Raw genomic sequence first — 17,035 nt, forward strand, 5'->3', positions numbered from 1 at the left:
TCATTGCTCAAGCGGTAAGTATGATTATTGTGTAAGGAGGGAGATATGAGCAAGGCTGAATTGTTTAAGCCCTTTTATATTTATGGGCGCAAGGCAAGGGATACCTCATTCAACAGCTACCATTATTTCCTACTAAATGAAAGCGGACAAGCCGAGGGATTTTATAGGAATCAAGGATACAATCGTGGAGAATTTACGCACAATGGGAATAACTATCAAACATTCAATGGTTTAAAATGGGTAGAGGGTGGAGAGTATGATAATGCTCCTGTCTTTAAAACATATAATAACTTGTTACAAAGCCTAGATACAAATAAATATTTTATTGAGGAAAAAATCACAAACAATAGTTACAACTTTCTTGCAGGAATAAAGGGATTACCAAAGGTAAGAGCTTTTGCAAGTTTTGCGCAAGATTCTTATACTAACCCTTACGCGGGTATGTTAGGAGAAATCTATACAGATGTAAAAAGCAATAATGATATTCCTGTGCATATACTCGCGCAAAATCAAGGAAGGAATCCAAAGCTAAAAGGCGTTGAAGTGGCAACAAATTATGTTGTTTATGCCCTTATTAGTGATAAAGCACTCACAAAAAAAGAAATTGGAGATGAGCTAATAGCCAAAGAAAAAACAACTTCACCTGACCACGCTATCTACAATCTTTTAGAACTTGATAATACAAATTATAGAATCAGGCTTGAGAGTGACGGAATAATGGGAGATGAAAGAGTAGAGTTATACCTTGTGGGAGACAATAACAAATTATCAGCTTATGCCAATGTTAATACCGTGCAAGAGGATATAGGAGAAAATGGATATTTATTCTATTGGCTTGATAACACTATTGCAGATTCTGCGAAAGGCTCTATTACTCATCTTAACCCCGACAATCGAGAAATTAGAGAATTTAAGCAGTTTATGCCTACTGCCCTTGAGACATACGAAGTATTTAAAAATAAAGACTTCTCAAAAGAATCTTCACAAAGCGTTAAATTTGGGTATGGAACAGGAAAGTATGACAAAGATTCTGATTGTAAGGTGATAAACACCAATGGAAAGGCAGAGAGAATTTGTTTGCCTTGGTGGAGAGTTGAGCGGGAGTATGATTCTAATGAGGACAGAAGCATTGCAAATAAAGACTTTAGGGAATTAATGGGCAAAATGAAATTACCCGCGCAGGGAAAATTTGTAAGTGTTTGCACCAAAATTGACCCCCTAGCTAATGCAATCTATAACCAAGAGCAACAAACAATCACTTGCACGAGCTATTATAATAGACTTGCAGGAGAGGATTGTTACAGCAATCCATTACAAAAAAAATGTTTTTATGACAACTGCCCCACCAAAGTAAAAGAAACTTGCACCCTCGTTCATACAATAGGATTTGCAGACTTAAAAACAAAAGTCCAAGTTGATGATGTAACCGCAGCAGGACAGGATATTAATCAACTCCAAGAGACAAAAATTGAAGTAAAGACTTATGGATACAAATGTCCTAAGAGTGCAAATATTGAACTCAATCAAGTATGTTTGCAACAAGAGAGCGTGTTAATGCAGCCTGCCGTATGTTCAAGCAGTGGGACAACAGGTTCAACATCTGCTTCAAGCACAACAACTTCAACAGATACTTCAAATACTAGTGACGCCCTCGAACACGCTACCATTGATGAGGTGCTTTCAGGTAAAAGCAATCTTATTTATTGCAGCACAGCCAATCCTATTATTGATTTATCAGGCAATCTTAAAGGCTTTAAAGGCACTTGCCCCAACACAAGAGAGCAAGTAACCTGTGGAGTTGAGCCAATTTCTAGCACAAAACAAACTTGTATTGACCCTATTATCCAAAAACAAAAAGAGGAAAAGGTTGATACGATTACAGAGGAGCGGCTATGCAATGATGTGTTTGTAGATGTAGGCAAAGGCGAAAATGATATTTTTAAAGATGACCCTTCTTGCTATCGCGCAAACACAGCAGCAGATTCTAGAAAAGGAACAATCAGCATCAATTTTAGACAAGACATTGAGGTTAGAGGACTCCTCATAAGCAAAAATAAAGAAAGTCAGCAGACCGTTGAGTATTGCACCTATAACGGCGCACAAGGCAAAATGCAGGGGAATTGCACGAGCAATTCGGGTAAAAAGGTGCTCAATTTTATAACAACACTCAAAGATTCTGAGGAGATTTTATTTGCAGAACAAATTTCAAGGACAAGTAATGGGGCTATTTTTGATAATTGGGAGAAGGGCAAAGCCATTGATTCTAACTATGTATATGGCACAGGATACAAAAATGACGCGTATTACGATTCTTCATACAAGGTATATGCCTATGGTTCAAGGGCGTATGATAATGCAATAAAAAATGGTGTAAATATGAGAGGGAGAATGGGAGACGCTATCCCTGCTGAGTTTGTATCAGGGGCTATGCCTGAATATCAATCTAGCGCAGTAACAGCTTCAACAGGTGGCACACCAATTAGTATATTGCCTGATTTAAGAACGCTTAATTTCTCTTTGAGGTGGCGTTCTTGTGGTGCTCCAAACATTAAAGAGCTAAGCTTTGATGATATTGTAAGAATGGGATACTTTCCAACGAGTGGATATTTTGATATGAAAGACCCAAAAGTAGGAGGAATCGCAGCAGCTGTTTATACAGGGGGACTAGCACTTCCTTTCGTAATTGGTGGCTATCATTGCCATTTTGAAAAATGGAAATTAAGATGTATGGTTGGTTGCCACGCAGGAAGGCATTATAGCCAACATAGTGAGAACAAGCTCAATATTTTCTTTAATGCCGATGTGGGATTATCTATCCTATTCCCTACACCTTCAAATTATGAGATTTACTTTTTTAACACAAAAGGCGAACTTATGCACAAGGAGAGCGTAACAGCAAGCAAGCTTACCACGAAGTCAGCAGGGGAGATGAATGCGCTAAGGCTAGGAGATAAAGCAAAACTATATGAAAATGGCAAAGAGGTTACTACAAGGCTAGGCTGCTCCGATGATGATTTAAGCCCCGCAGGTGGTGGAACACTTTATGGGATACATTCTGTAACAAAAGCTCCTTGCCCTATTGCTAGAGAAAAAAGCTTTATCCTAGAAAATTCTATTGCCTCAGTGAGCATTATAGATTTAGAGACAAGGACAACCACGACAAAACAGCTCACATATCCACTGCCCTTCATTAATAGAATCTATTATGGGTATGTGCAATCAATTGAAACAAGGAGATATAAATGTTGCGAAAACTTCAACCATTAATCATTGCATTATTAGTTCCGTATTTTGCCCTTGCCAATACGACAAGCACAAATGCAGACAATACCATAAAATACTATTGTCCTACAAACAAGGCTTACAAAGAATACAAGAATGGGACAGGCAAGTTAGAAAATGTCCCTGCTTTCAGTGATGAAAAGAGTTGTGAAAACCAATGCTTAGCGCAAAGTCAGTGTATGTTTGTGGGTGCAAAAAGCTCAGGAACCGTTGTCGCGCAGATTGCAAATGATAGCACATTGAATCTAGCAGAAATCAACAAGAAGCTAAAAGACTTCCCCAAAATAGTGGGCATTAAGATTGTAGCAGGTGGCATTGAGGCTATGTCTGTAAGCGATTTAAACGGCATATCGCTTACAGAACTCTTTGTTCCTGTAAAGACAAGCGATATTCATAGGGGCGGCATTGAAGCGAATGTAGCGCAAGATAATGTAAAAATCACATCGATAGAGGAAAAAAGTATATTATTGCAGCTCACAAAAACATCGGTTGTAAAAAATGGAGAAAATGGCACATATAAGGCGGAGCATAAGACAAGAAAAAGAAAAATTCCTATGACACAAAAAGAAATAGATTCTTTAACTCCAAGTCAAAGAAGCCAACTTGAAAACGAATATCAGCGAGCATTACAGAATTACAAAGAGAGATCAAGCATTTATAATCCATCATCAGCCTATGTTAAAGATAGCAACATAGATGAGCAATATACACGCATAGTTGCAGAAAATGGAAAGGTGAGCGAAATGCAAGGTTGGGTTAATCTTGCCTCGCTTGTCAATCTTTCATATAGTGATTCTCAAGTAGAATATGACTTTATATATTTTGATGAGGATACCAATAAGACAGAAAAGCAAAGAATTACCATACCAATTACGAATGGATATGGCGAACACTTGTTCTACATTGAGGGGACTACAAGGAATGCAATAGTAGTGGGACAAGATACCCTCTTTTTTGATAGCAGTGTAAGAGACACTAAGGATACAAGCAAAGTCTTTTATTCAGTAGAAAAAAACGGCTCAAAGATAAGCGGAGAATTTGAAGTAGAGATTCTAAATCAAGATAGTGGAGATAAATATCTGTGTCAAGGCAATGATACAGTAATGGGAGATTTAGGACAAAATGCCTTTAGCAATAACCAAGAATGTAATGCTAAATGTCTTGTCAAAAATGTATGCGTAACTATTTCTCCAACTAATAGCACAACTGACCCAAATTGTCAGATTCTAAGCTCCGAGTTTTTGAGTCCCATTACTGATAGTCAAGGCAAAACTCTTTATTTGGGCAAAAAGGTTACAAAAAAATGTGGTATTGTAGTGGATAAAACAATAGGTTGTAGGCAATATGAAACACAAACAACAAACACAGCTGATTTAGATAGCCTATTTGGTGCGATTCCAACCATTCAGACTAATAAGAAAAATCACGACTTCTCTAAGGCTATAAATGTCTTTGGCACAATGGCTTTAGCAGAGAATGCTACCCATATATTTGGTGCAGAAGCAGGATATTGCGATGTGGGACAATTCTTTCCAAGTGCTATGGATATGGTAATGCTTGCGATTAAATATGCAATGATGGTTGGGAGCGGTGTATTGAATGGTGCAACAGAGGGAGTAGGTGCAGCAATGTCTGAAGCAGGGGACGCTGCAGCTTCAACTGCAACTAATGTCGTAACCAAAGCTACAAGTTATGCTACCGCTGCCGCAAAAGCAGGGTGGCAACAATTTACAAGCAATCTTGCTAAAGAAGCAACAGAAAGAGCAGTAGAGGAAGTAGTGAAAGAAGTTGCAAAAAATGCAGCAATGAGAGCGGTAGTTTATGCAGCAGGCAAAGTATTGTAAGAGCAATGCGATAAGAGCGGCATAGGAAGCTTATGCTCTAAGAAAGAGGCAAAGAGAACATCTGCGTGGGTATCAGGCTCAACCGATTCGCTTTTAAGCAATGAGGAGTTAGATGGCGCAACTGATGAGAATGATAAAATAGCTATGGATTATGCAAATTGTATGACAGGGCGTTTTGGATTAACATACGAATCTGTTTTAGCGTGGCAAATGGGAATCAGAGAGGTTAATGAGCTTCACTACTCATTCAAAGTGCCAATGATTATAGATGGAAATGAGTTAGCTATCTTAAGGTTAGTTATGGAAAATGAAAATCCTTCCTCAGCTGATGATATTGATAAATACTTCTATGCGCGTTACAATTTAGAATCTGCAGGAGAGATGAACGGAAAAAAAGCCTACGCACTCTATGCACTTAAAGGAGATGATGTTCTTATTGCCGCTGAAACAATTTGCGGGGGAGTTGATAGTGTTAATATAATAAGAAAGAAATACGGACAGAGATTTTTAAATCCCGATTTTGCTAATCCAACATTGGAGAGTGAATATCCTCCACAAAATGATTTAGAGGAAACCCTCGTAGGATTAACTGAGGATAGTAATGCCCCAACATCTGATGGCACAACAAGTGCAGATACTGCATTTATGGTAGCTGATTTTGTAGCAGGTGCATTGCCATTCCCATTTAATATAGCTGCAAGTGTAGTTGTAGATGTTCTAAAGCAAACACAAGAAAATGGAAATACTTGCACCGATATGAGATTTGCTGAACGCAGGGCGCAAAAAGACCCAACAGATGGCTCGGAATATATTCGCACTAATAAAAGAATCTCCCTTGACCTTTGTAACCGAGTTTCAGATGAATCAAGAGTAAAAATAGCAGGAAAAACAATCCTCAATAGAAAGCATTATTGCTGCTATGACCAAATAACTACACGCATTTTTGCCGAGGGTATGATGTCGCAATTAGGCAAAAAGATTACTCGAGATAATTGTGCTCCACTAAGCATAGATGATTTAAACAAGGTATCTTTTAAGGCGTGTGAAGCTAATCAAAAGCCTGATAAGGATAATTGCTTCCCTAGTGATAAATTTCAAGAGCTCACTAAGGCATATATGTCAGGAACTAGCATAGGCGTTGAGGAAGCAGTAGGTGGCATAGTAGAGAGCGTATTTCAACTTAAAGAGCACTAATAGAAATGTAGAATGGAGAGATAAATGACAGATAGAGCCATTAAAAATGCTAGTCCAAGAGAAAAGGAATACTTCTTAACAGATTCTGATGGATTAAGATTAAGAGTATCTCCCACAGGTGTAAAGACTTTTCAAATGAGATATACTTTTTATGGTAAGCGCAAGATTGTTACCATAGGAGACTATCCGTTCATATCTCTAGCTAGTGCAAGAAATAAAGTGATTGAATATAAGACAAAACTAGCTAATGGGATAGACCCTCAAGCAGCTCTAATGCAAGAGAAATTGGAAGCAAGTAAAACAGATGAGGGGCAAATACATCTTGTTATAGAGGAATGGCTCTTAATTAGAACACATAAAGTATCAAGAAAAACGCTCATAAGAGACAGAGGACTTATTGAACACCATTTTTTGCCTCATTTTGCCCGTTATGATACAAAAAAAGAGATTGTGTCATCTCTACACATTAGAGATATTCATCACAGCCAAATCTCAAAAATCATTATGCAATTACAGCTTAGAATCCCCGAAGGAGCAAAGAGACTTTTAGCACATTGTTATAATATTTGGCAATTTGCACTTTCACGAGGACTTGCAGAGTTTAATATCATTGCCAATATTGATAAAAAAACAATACTACTACCAAAAAGTGACAGGCATTATGCCAAAATCACTGATAGGGTAGTCCTTGGCGAACTTATGCGTGCCATAGATTCTTACCCAAACTCTATCATTATTAAATGTGCTTTGCAATTTGTGGCAATCATTCCTCTAAGAGCAAGTAATCTTGCCTCGCTCAAATGGGAGTATATAGACTTTGAATCTAAAACGCTTACAATTCCTAGAGGCAATATGAAAGTTAAGAGCAACCATTTAACAGATTTTACCCTCCCACTTCCTAGACAGGCGATTGAGATTCTGCAAGAAATCAAACAATTTACAGGTTGGGGGAAATTAGTATTTCACGCAAGCACTAAGATACATAGCCCACTCGTAATGGAGAGCTTGAATAAAGCCTTGCGCTCTATGGGCTTTGCTGATGAAAAACGAGGCAGAAAACAAACTATTCATTCTTTTAGAGGGACATTTAGGAGTTTGTGTAACACCTACCAAAGCGAACATAATGCAAGTTTTGAAATCAAAGAGGCAGTATTGGACCATAAAGTAGGCAATAGAGTTACTGAAGCCTATTTGTATAAGGTAGAGTATGTAGAACAAATCCGCCCTTTATTGCAATGGTGGGCTGACTTTTTAGATAGGGTAAGAGAGGAATAAAATCGATAAGATTACACCCCTTACAAGATTCTAAAAAGACAACAAAAGTTGCCTAAAAGATTGGTTACAAGTTTGAATCCTCTCTAAAAGTTAAATTATTTTAACTAAGCAACAAAAATCTTAGCGAGTAGCAATATTGCTCAAACTCCATACTACACAATACTACAAAGAAAAAGTGGTAACATATTTGCAGATTTGACTTTAATTATTTCTCCGTGTTACCACTCCTGTTACCATTTTTGTGTCGATAGGAGAAAAACTTGCCGTGTGGAAATTTCTTTAAGGAATAGTTAAGAATGTGCCAAAAATCTCGTATTTTAGGTATTTTAAATGCCTTTTAATTCTTTCTAATTCCCTTAGAATATTCTTAAAGATATTGAGTAATGGTCGGAGTAGCGGGATTCAAACCCACGACCTCACCCACCCCAAGGGTGCGCGCTAATCAGGCTGCGCTATACTCCGATTAAATAAAATAAGGGCGACATTATAGCGAAATTTTTTAATTTGTCTAGTTTATTATTTTAAGGAATATAATTTGCTTGTATTGTTATAGAATCTTTAAATAAAGAGGCAAGGAAGCGCATTATGAGAAGAAAAAATAATAATAAAATATGGATATGGGTTGCAACACTTATCCTTTCTATATCTGCACTCTATGGACAAAAGATTAATCAAATTGCTCAAATTGTTGGCATTAGGGATAATAGCCTGGTAGGGTATGGTTTAGTCATAGGACTAAATGGCACAGGGGATAAGAGCGGTTCAAAATTTACTATGCAAAGCATTGCTAATATGCTTGAAAGCGTGAATGTTAAACTCTCTGCAAATGATATTAAGTCAAAAAATGTAGCTGCGGTAATGGTTACAGCCTCTTTGCCACCTTTTGCAAGACAAGGCGATAAGCTTGATATTCTTGTTTCTTCTATCGGCGATGCTAAATCTATTAATGGCGGGACACTTGTAATGACACCACTTACAGGTGTTGATGGCAATATTTATGCTTTAGCACAGGGAAATATCACTTTTGGTGAAAGTGGAAGCACTCTCTCTGGCACAATTATAGGGGGAGCAAGTGTAGAGCGCGAGATAGCTTATAATCTTTATAATCAAGAAAATGCAACTTTAAGCTTAAAGTCTTCAGACTTGCAAAATGCAATTAAGATTCAGCAAGCCCTCAATGATGTGTTTCGTGATGCGATTGCGGTGGCAGTAGATGCACGAACAATTAAGCTTAAAAAACCTGAAAATTTGAGTATGGTGGAGTTTTTGGCTTTAGTTGAAGAAGTGGAAATTGATTATTCACGTAAAGAACGTATTGTTATTGATGAGAAATCTGGCACGATTGTAGCAGGAGTGGGGATTACTATTGACCCTGTGGTGGTAACACACGGAGATATTACGATTAAAATTTCTGATGAAATGCCTGATGATCCTGAAGCAATTAAACTTGAAGATGGCACAATGATGAGCAGAGCTCAAGGCACTATTAGTAGCACTAATGGCACAAAACCAACGGTTTCAAGTGTTGTTAAAGCATTACAAAGAATGGGCGCAACGCCACGCAATGTTATCTCAATCCTTGAAAGTATGAAGAAATCCGGCGCATTAAATGCTGATATTGAAGTAATGTAGGAGAAAAACAATGAAACTTGATACCACTATGGCAATGACAAATTATCATACAGCACAATTTGAGCAAAATAGCAAAATAAAGAAAATACAACTTGATAAAAATACAGAAGATGCACAGCTTAAGGAGCAAACAGATAATTTTGAAGCTTTACTCCTTAAAATTATGCTCCAAGATGCAATCAAAAATGATGATACGCTCTATCCTAAACAAGCAGGAAGTGATATTTATCACTCTATGTATATTGACCAATTAAGCCAAGAGCTAAGCGGGAATTTTGGGTATAGCGAATTATTATTTAATTTCTTAAAAGAGCAACAAAGTGCAACTAAAATCAATGTTTCAAAGAATCTTGCACAAAGAGGACAACAAAGTTTTTATGGAAAGTCAAAATAGCCTTATTAATCCGGAGATTCTTGAGCATTTAAGCAGTGATGATAAAAGTATTTTGCTTGAATCTCTCGCCACTTTGATACAAAGCACCTATGGCACAGAGTATGAATTTAAAAAATTACAAAATGATTTTAATAGCCTTAAAGCCTTGTATGAATGGGTTCTTGAGCTGATACCACAAGCTATTTGGGTGATAGAATCTGATGGCAGTGTATTTTATCAAAATGTAGAAGCAAGCAAGCTTAATGATATATTAGAAAGTCTTACCCATCTTGGTGAGGGGGAGCACGAAGTGGAACATCAAGGGCAATTTTATCTTTTGCAATCAAGCATAAAAGATGGCAAACAAGTGATGAGTGCAACAAATATTACTAATCAAAAGCGGCAAGAACGTTTGGCTTCTATGGGACAGGTTTCTGCTCATTTAGCTCACGAGATTCGTAATCCTATAGGTTCTATATCGCTCCTTACTTCTAGTCTTCTCAAACGTTGCGATGCACAACTTAAACCACTTGTATTTGAAATAAAAAAAGCTTTGTGGCGTGTAGAACGGCTTATCAATGCTACTTTACTTTTTACAAAAGGTGTCAATCCAAATCGTCAATTGTATCGCATTATAGATTTTGAAGATGCTCTTTATGAGAGTGTGAGTTATTACACATATTCCAAAAATATTGATTTTAGTTTTGATTTGGGTGCAGACAAACAAACGCAAATTTTCGTAGACTTTGATTTAATCAGTATAGTGCTACAAAATTTTCTCTCTAATGCTATTGACGCAATTGAAGAGGGTGAATGTGAAGAAGGGCTTGTGAGTGTGAGATTTATTGATGAAGAAGAGTTTTGGTGCTTTAGTTTTAGAGATAATGGGCGACAAATACAAGACAAAAATATTCTTTATGAACCCTTTAAGACGACAAAACTAAAGGGCAATGGGTTAGGATTAGCATTATGCCAACAGATCATTGCAGCGCATAATGGTGTGATTTATCTTGATGATACTTGTGAGAGTAAAACCTTTTTTGTAAAACTTGCCAAAAACTAAATCTATGTTGTTATAATACTTATAAATATATAGAGTATTTAAAGAATCTAAAAAGTAAGGAGAAATATGCGCATTACAAAAATTGCCCCAGCACAAAGCTTTGAGCGTGAATTTGATGGTATTGCCACAGATAAATCAATTTCACATCGTGCAGCTATATTTGCGCTTTTATCTTCTGCACCTTGTGAAGTGGAAGGTTATCTTATGGGTGAAGATACGCTTCATACTCTTCATATCGCGCGCGAACTTGGATTGGGAATAGAGCAAAAAGGTAATGTATTGCGTCTTATTCCGCCGCGTAATGGTATATGTGAGCCACATAAGGTTCTTGATTGTGGAAATGCAGGAACTGGAATGCGTTTATTTGCCGGGTTGCTTAGTGGTGTTAAAGGACATTTTGTCCTTACGGGCGATGAATATCTTAATGCCCGCCCTATGAAGCGCATTACTGAGCCCTTAAGTGCTATTGGCGCGTGTATCAACGGAAGAGAAAATAATGCTTATGCACCCTTAAGCATTGTGGGAGCGCAACTTCAGCCTTTTGATTATAAAAGTACTATTGCATCTGCGCAGGTAAAAAGTGCAATGATTCTTGCAGGTTTGCAGACAGCTGGACAATCGAGATTTTATGAACCACTTTTAAGTCGCAATCATACTGAAAATATGTTACGTGGTATGGGGGTGCATATACAAGAAAGAGAATGCGAAGATGGTGGATATGAGGTAGTATTTGAAGGTTTAAAAGAAACAAATAAACAATTAGAAGCTTTTAAGTTTCAAGTGCCAGCTGACCCTTCAAGTGCATTTTATTTTGCAGTGGCAGCCTGTGTGCTTGGTGCAAAAGTGAAACTAAAAAATGTATTACTTAATAAAACGCGTATTGAAGCTTTTAAAATATTAGAATCTATGGGAGCAAAAGTAGCTTATCATCATCTTTCTTCACTTTATGAGGAAGTAGGCGATATTGAGGTGCAAGGCGGAAGTTTAAAGGCTGTGAGGGTAGATTCTCGTATTGCGTGGCTCATTGATGAGATTCCAGCATTAAGTATATGCTTTGCTTTAGCAAAAGGAAAGAGCGAAGTGTATAATGCCAAAGAGTTACGTGTAAAAGAAAGTGATAGGATTCACGCTACTATTACGAATTTGCGAGTTATGGGTATTAGATGTGAAGAGTTTGATGATGGCTTTAGTGTGTATGGAGGGGAGCTAAAAAGGGCGAGAGTGAGTTCTTTTGGTGATCATCGTATTGCTATGAGTTTTGCTATTGCCCAGCTTGCTTGTGGAGGTGAGATTGAAGATAGTGAATGTATTGATGTTTCTTTTCCACACTTTTTGACTCTTTTATCACAAATTACAGCTGTGGAGAATGCAAATGAAAGTTAAGTTTGCAAAAAAGTATGGGTTTTGTTTTGGTGTAAAAAGAGCTATTCGTATTGCTGAACGCAATCAGCACGCAACAACTTTTGGTCCCTTAATACATAATAGCCGCGAAATTGAACGTCTTCAAAAAGACTTTGATGTGAGTTTAAGTAGAAGCTTAGAAGAGGCACAGAAGTTTAAAAGTGTTATAGTGCGCACACACGGCATTACAAAAGATGATTTACAAGTGCTTAAAGAGCATCATACACATATTATTGATGCAACTTGTCCTTTTGTAACAAAACCACAACAAATTGTTGAAAAAATGTCTCAAGAAGGTTATCAGATTATTATTTTCGGGGATAATAGCCATCCTGAAGTTAAGGGTGTAGCAAGTTATGGTGATGATGTGGCTATTATTGCAAATATAGATGAACTTAAGCATCTTACACTTAAGAAAAAGGTAGCACTTGTTTCTCAAACGACTAAACAACCGGAGCACTTTGGCAAGATTGCAGCGTTGTTAGTTTCGCTTGTTAATGAGTGTCGTATATTTAATACGATTTGCAGTGCTACATTTGAGAATCAATTTGCTGTTGATGAATTAAGCCGTGAAGCGGATATTATGGTTATTGTTGGAGGAAAAAATTCTTCTAATACAAAGCAACTTTTTAAAATTGCCAAAGAATATTGCACAGATAGCTATTTGATAGAAGATGAAAATGAGATAGATAATACTTGGTTTGTAGGAAAAGAACTTTGTGGCATTACTGCTGGAGCCTCTACACCTGATTGGATTATTTCACGTGTGCAGGAAAAAATAGAACAAATTTGAGAATCTTTTGTGCCTATGCGGTATTCTTAAGTTATAACAAGGTTTGTTTTGTGTAGAATTGTTTAAACTTTGATTTTTAAGTAAAGGGTATTAATGTTGGTTAATTTGGAGCATGATGATTTCATTACCGAAGAAGAGGATTTTGCAGCGTTATTTGAGGCAAGCGAAAAGAAAGCGGCTGCTGGAGCAATACAAATTGGTGAGATAGTTGCTATAACTGATGAATATGCAATGGTAGCACTTGCTAATGAGAAATCAGAAGCAATGTTACGACTTGGTGAGATTCAAGATGATAATGGCAATTTACTTTTTAATATAAATGATAAAATTGAAGTATTTGTAACACCCGGAAGAGGTGGGAGACCAAATGCATCGTATAAAAAAGCTCTGAAATCAAAAAGAATTGTTGAAAAAATCGCACAAATAGCAGATAACTATCAAGATAAAATTATTGAAGCCAAGGTAATTAAGAAAAATAAAGGTGGCTTTATTTTAGAGTATGATGGAATTGATGTGTTTATGCCACGCCGGGATTCTGCAATACGTGAAGATGATAAAGCAATAGGTAAAATTTACAAGGTTGCTATTGTTAATATTAATAAAGAGAGTAATTCTATTATTGTATCGCGTAAAAGGTTTTTTGAGATTGATGATAAAAATCGTCAAAATGTAAGTGCCAAATTGCTTGAAAATGATGGTGTGCAAAAGGGCATTGTAAAAAAAATTGCTCCTTTTGGTGTTTTTGTTGATGTATATGGAGTAGAAGGGCTTGTCCATTATACAGAGCTTAGTCATAAAGGACCTATTAATCCAGCTAAAAATTTTAAAGAAGGCGATGAGGTTGTTGTTAAGGTGCTTGGATATGATGAGAAAAAACGTCGTCTTTCACTTTCAATGAAGGCACTTGGCGATGATCCTTGGAAAGAAATTGAAAAAGAGCTTGAAGTGGGTTATGCCATTAAAGTAAGCGTGAGTAATATTGAGCCCTATGGAGCATTTGTAGATTTAGGCAATGATATTGAGGGCTTTTTGCATATTTCAGAAATTTCGTGGGATAAAAATATCAAGCACCCCTCAAGTTATTTAAACGTAGGACAAGAAATTGATGTAGAAATTATTGAAATTGATACGGATAATAAAAGATTGCGCGTTTCGCTTAAAAAACTCCTTGATAAGCCTTTTGTGCATTTTGCAAAGACGCATCAGGTGGGAGAAATTATTAAGGGCAAGATAGCAACTTTAACTGATTTTGGAGCATTTGTGAATCTTGGTGGCGTTGATGGACTACTCCATAATGAAGATGCTTATTGGGATAAGAAATCTAAATGCAAAGATGGATTTAAAGTGGGCGATGAGATTGAAGTTAAAATTATTAAAATTGACAAAGAGCACGAGAGAGTTTCTCTCTCTAAAAAGCTTCTTGAGCATTCTCCTGCAAGAGAATTTGGAAAAACGCATAAAGTTGATGATGTGGCACGTGGCTCTATAATTGATATAAAAGATTTTGGTATTTTTATCAAAATTGATGAAATGGAGGCACTTATTCGCAATGAAGATATTCAGCCGCTGAAGAAAGAAGATCTTAAAGCGGGGGAAGAGATTGAATGTGTGATTACTCATATTGATGAAGAAAATAATAAAGTGAGGGCTTCTATTAAAAGACTAGAGCGACAAAAGGAAAAAGAAACGCTCAAAGCCTTTAATTCAGAAGAGAAAATGACACTTGGTGATAAACTTAAAAATCGCTTATAGGAGATTTTAAAAAAGAATGAAGAAGTTAGCATTCTTTGTAGGGCTTTTAATAGTTTTGGGTGGAGCAATTTATGGTGTTTTATATTTAGATAAAATATCTATAAGCCCAGCATTTCAAGCTCAACCTATAGAATTTCCAAAGCTTGGAGAGGCACAAGTGCCACAAGAAGAAAATTGGGTTAGCTCATTTTCAGATGACAATGAGACTCCTTATGCTTACCCAGCGACAGAATTAAGTGTGCGCTTTGATTTTTTGGATAAAGATTCTAAGCAAAGTATCCCTTCAGCTATTAGTATTAGTGAGCTTGATGAGTATAAATTTGCTTGTGTGAAGCAGGTATTGCGGCAAAATAATATAGAATCTGCATATTATAAGTCTGGCAACACACTTAAACTTGTGGTGCTGTTGACCGATGAGGCAATGTATAAAAGGCTTTTGGCAGATTTGCAATACTATCGTCTCAATTATAGTGTGCAATAAACCAAATTAAAGGAGAGTGTTATGAAGTATAAAATCATTGTGTGCGACCATATCCATCAAAAAGGACTCGATTTGCTTACAGCCCAAAGTGATGTGCAGATGGAGAATCTTGCTAGTTTGCCAAAAGATGAGCTGCTTACTAAGATTAAAGAGGCTGATGTCGTCATTACGAGGAGTTCTACTGATGTTGATGAAGCATTTTTAGCATCTTCAGGGCAAATACGTGCGGTAGTGCGTGCAGGTGTGGGCGTAGATAATGTTGATATTGAAGGCTGCTCTCGTAAAGGCATTGTTGTGATGAATGTGCCTACAGCAAATACAATCGCAGCTGTTGAACTTACAATGGCTCATCTTATTAATGCCGTGCGAAATTTTCCTGGAGCGAATACGCAGCTTAAGCACGAGCGTAAGTGGAAACGTGAAGATTGGTATGGTATTGAGCTTAAAGGTAAAAAGCTTGGTATTATTGGATTTGGTAATATTGGTAGTCGTGTGGGGATAAGGGCAAGAGCATTTGAAATGGAAGTATTAGCCTATGACCCCTACATTTTGCCTTCAAAAGCTACTGATTTAGGCGTGGCTTATACAACAAATTTCGAAGACATTCTCTCTTGTGATATTATTACAATTCACACGCCTAAAAATGCAGAAACAAAAAATATGATTACCGCCAAGCAAATTGCACAAATGAAAGATGGAGTGATACTTATTAATTGCGCTCGCGGTGGTTTATATAATGAAAAAGATTTATATGATGCTTTAAGTGTTGGTAAGATTAAATGGGCGGGAATTGATGTATTTGATAAAGAACCAGCTATTAATAATGCGCTGCTTGATTTGCCAAATGTGTATGTAACGCCGCATATTGGGGCAAATACTTTAGAATCTCAAGAGCAAATTGCTATACAAGCTGCCCAAGCTGCAATAGAGGCAGCAAGAGGTTCAAGCTACCCTAATGCGCTTAATCTTCCCGTTAAGGAATCTGAATTGCCCTCTATGGTTAAGCCCTATCTTGAATTGATACAAAAACTTGCTTTTTTGGCAGTGCAGGCAAATAAGGGTGTGATTACCTCAATACACATAGAAGCTCAAGGCGAGATTAGTGCTTATGGAGATTCATTGCAGACTTTTGCTCTTGTGGGAGCGCTTAATGCGAGTTTAGGTGATAAAATTAATTATGTTAATGCACCTTTTGTTGCTAAAGAGCGAGGTATTGATGTCAAAATGACGCTTAAACAAGAAAGTGAAACTTATAAAAACCATATTTATATTACTCTTAGCACACAAAATGAGAGTATTACTCTTAGCGGTGCAGTATTTGAAGATAGGCATTTGCGGCTTACTTCAATCAATCATTTTCAATTTGATATTGAGCCAAAGGGTAAAATGATATTTTTCAAAAATACAGATGTGCCGGGTGTAATTGGACTTGTAGGAAGTATTTTAGGCAATCATCAAGTCAATATTTCTGATTTTCGTCTTGCGCGTCAAAATAAAGAAGCAATGGCTGTTATTCTTGTAGATTCTGAAGTATCAAATGAAGTTATTGGACAGCTTGAAAATATCCCTGCGTGTTTGAGTATAAAGATTGTTAATGTATAATCATTAACACAAAGTGAGTGCTTATGCAAGGAGATTCTCAACCTTTTAGAGCATATATTTTGCTATTAACTACCTCAAGTGCTTTTGCTGCACAGAGGTGTTTAAGTAGCCCTTTGCTCGCTTGTTTTGAGTTTTCTTTGAATCTTGTGCCTACACCCAAAGAATATAGAAGTGATTGTGGTTTGGCTTTATTCTTAGAAGGTGGGAATAGTCTCCAAGATGAGTGTCTAACGCGCTTCTTAGAATCTATAAATGAGATTTTAACGCAAAGACATATTAAGTATGAGATAAAACTTATCTAAATACGCTATAATACGCGTTTGAGCTTTAAATTGCGAGGGAC

The 17,035-nt window shown here is 36.9% G+C and carries 13 protein-coding genes and 1 tRNA gene; 13 read left to right on the plus strand and 1 reads right to left on the minus strand.

Features of this window, described 5'->3' with window-relative positions; genetic code table 11:
* Positions 1-45 precede the first annotated feature (45 nt).
* The 4 genes from LS66_RS05900 (at position 46) to LS66_RS05920 (ending at position 7,595) form a co-directional block, all read left to right on the plus strand.
* The gene (locus tag LS66_RS05900) at positions 46-3,267 is read left to right on the plus strand and encodes a hypothetical protein (protein ID WP_034367890.1); all 3,222 of its coding nucleotides are present in this window, start codon (positions 46-48) and stop codon (positions 3,265-3,267) included.
* Positions 3,243-5,126, plus strand: coding sequence for a hypothetical protein (locus LS66_RS05910; RefSeq protein WP_201273664.1), 1,884 nt, complete (start codon positions 3,243-3,245; stop codon positions 5,124-5,126). The genes LS66_RS05900 and LS66_RS05910 overlap by 25 nt, the downstream gene beginning before the upstream one ends.
* Before the next feature lie 144 nt (positions 5,127-5,270).
* Entirely contained in the window at positions 5,271-6,320 is a 1,050-nt protein-coding gene (locus tag LS66_RS10285; protein ID WP_236096986.1) for a hypothetical protein, read from the plus strand.
* A 24-nt stretch (positions 6,321-6,344) separates the two neighbouring features.
* Entirely contained in the window at positions 6,345-7,595 is a 1,251-nt protein-coding gene (locus tag LS66_RS05920; RefSeq protein ID WP_081947985.1) for a site-specific integrase, read from the plus strand.
* Positions 7,596-7,979: 384 nt separating this feature from the next.
* Here LS66_RS05920 and LS66_RS05925 read toward each other — a convergent pair.
* Positions 7,980-8,057: transfer RNA gene (locus LS66_RS05925), tRNA-Pro, on the minus strand.
* A gap of 123 nt (positions 8,058-8,180) precedes the next feature.
* Between LS66_RS05925 and LS66_RS05930 the strand changes: the two genes are divergently transcribed.
* The 9 genes from LS66_RS05930 to LS66_RS05970 all read left to right on the plus strand — a co-directional run bounded on the left by LS66_RS05930 (position 8,181) and on the right by LS66_RS05970 (position 16,994).
* On the plus strand, positions 8,181-9,227 hold the full coding sequence (locus LS66_RS05930) for a flagellar basal body P-ring protein FlgI (RefSeq protein WP_011114985.1): 1,047 nt from the start codon (positions 8,181-8,183) through the stop codon (positions 9,225-9,227).
* Between the two features lie 10 nt (positions 9,228-9,237).
* On the plus strand, positions 9,238-9,621 hold the full coding sequence (locus LS66_RS05935; RefSeq protein WP_011114984.1) for a rod-binding protein: 384 nt from the start codon (positions 9,238-9,240) through the stop codon (positions 9,619-9,621).
* Positions 9,605-10,663 (plus strand): PAS domain-containing sensor histidine kinase, encoded by a 1,059-nt coding sequence (locus LS66_RS05940; RefSeq protein WP_011114983.1) that lies wholly within the window; start codon positions 9,605-9,607, stop codon positions 10,661-10,663. Before LS66_RS05935 ends, LS66_RS05940 begins: the two co-directional genes overlap by 17 nt.
* Before the next feature lie 66 nt (positions 10,664-10,729).
* On the plus strand, positions 10,730-12,046 hold the full coding sequence (aroA, locus tag LS66_RS05945) for a 3-phosphoshikimate 1-carboxyvinyltransferase (RefSeq protein ID WP_138091932.1): 1,317 nt from the start codon (positions 10,730-10,732) through the stop codon (positions 12,044-12,046).
* Positions 12,036-12,857, plus strand: coding sequence for a 4-hydroxy-3-methylbut-2-enyl diphosphate reductase (locus LS66_RS05950; RefSeq protein WP_011114981.1), 822 nt, complete (start codon positions 12,036-12,038; stop codon positions 12,855-12,857). The genes aroA and LS66_RS05950 overlap by 11 nt, the downstream gene beginning before the upstream one ends.
* A gap of 93 nt (positions 12,858-12,950) precedes the next feature.
* Entirely contained in the window at positions 12,951-14,609 is a 1,659-nt protein-coding gene (locus LS66_RS05955) for a 30S ribosomal protein S1 (protein WP_034366376.1), read from the plus strand.
* A gap of 16 nt (positions 14,610-14,625) precedes the next feature.
* Positions 14,626-15,090 (plus strand): hypothetical protein, encoded by a 465-nt coding sequence (locus LS66_RS05960; protein WP_011114979.1) that lies wholly within the window; start codon positions 14,626-14,628, stop codon positions 15,088-15,090.
* A 21-nt stretch (positions 15,091-15,111) separates the two neighbouring features.
* A complete protein-coding gene (serA, locus tag LS66_RS05965; RefSeq protein ID WP_034366379.1) occupies positions 15,112-16,692 on the plus strand; it encodes a phosphoglycerate dehydrogenase in 1,581 nt (526 codons plus the stop codon).
* Between the two features lie 23 nt (positions 16,693-16,715).
* On the plus strand, positions 16,716-16,994 hold the full coding sequence (locus tag LS66_RS05970) for a putative Se/S carrier-like protein (RefSeq protein ID WP_034366382.1): 279 nt from the start codon (positions 16,716-16,718) through the stop codon (positions 16,992-16,994).
* Positions 16,995-17,035: the final 41 nt, after the last annotated feature.

Origin of the sequence: Helicobacter sp. MIT 03-1614 (assembly GCF_000762925.2) — a bacterium.
Lineage (GTDB): Bacteria > Campylobacterota > Campylobacteria > Campylobacterales > Helicobacteraceae > Helicobacter_C > Helicobacter_C hepaticus.

Bases quoted from the DNA above. Each gene is read 5' to 3' on its own strand.
- LS66_RS05900 (WP_034367890.1), top strand. From the start codon at position 46: ATGAGCAAGGCTGAATTGTTTAAGCCCTTTTATATTTATGGGCGCAAG.
- LS66_RS05910 (WP_201273664.1), top strand. From the start codon at position 3,243: ATGTTGCGAAAACTTCAACCATTAATCATTGCATTATTAGTTCCGTAT.
- LS66_RS10285 (WP_236096986.1), top strand. From the start codon at position 5,271: ATGGATTATGCAAATTGTATGACAGGGCGTTTTGGATTAACATACGAA.
- LS66_RS05920 (WP_081947985.1), top strand. From the start codon at position 6,345: ATGACAGATAGAGCCATTAAAAATGCTAGTCCAAGAGAAAAGGAATAC.
- LS66_RS05930 (WP_011114985.1), top strand. From the start codon at position 8,181: ATGAGAAGAAAAAATAATAATAAAATATGGATATGGGTTGCAACACTT.
- LS66_RS05935 (WP_011114984.1), top strand. From the start codon at position 9,238: ATGAAACTTGATACCACTATGGCAATGACAAATTATCATACAGCACAA.
- LS66_RS05940 (WP_011114983.1), top strand. From the start codon at position 9,605: ATGGAAAGTCAAAATAGCCTTATTAATCCGGAGATTCTTGAGCATTTA.
- aroA (WP_138091932.1), top strand. From the start codon at position 10,730: ATGCGCATTACAAAAATTGCCCCAGCACAAAGCTTTGAGCGTGAATTT.
- LS66_RS05950 (WP_011114981.1), top strand. From the start codon at position 12,036: ATGAAAGTTAAGTTTGCAAAAAAGTATGGGTTTTGTTTTGGTGTAAAA.
- LS66_RS05955 (WP_034366376.1), top strand. From the start codon at position 12,951: ATGTTGGTTAATTTGGAGCATGATGATTTCATTACCGAAGAAGAGGAT.
- LS66_RS05960 (WP_011114979.1), top strand. From the start codon at position 14,626: ATGAAGAAGTTAGCATTCTTTGTAGGGCTTTTAATAGTTTTGGGTGGA.
- serA (WP_034366379.1), top strand. From the start codon at position 15,112: ATGAAGTATAAAATCATTGTGTGCGACCATATCCATCAAAAAGGACTC.
- LS66_RS05970 (WP_034366382.1), top strand. From the start codon at position 16,716: ATGCAAGGAGATTCTCAACCTTTTAGAGCATATATTTTGCTATTAACT.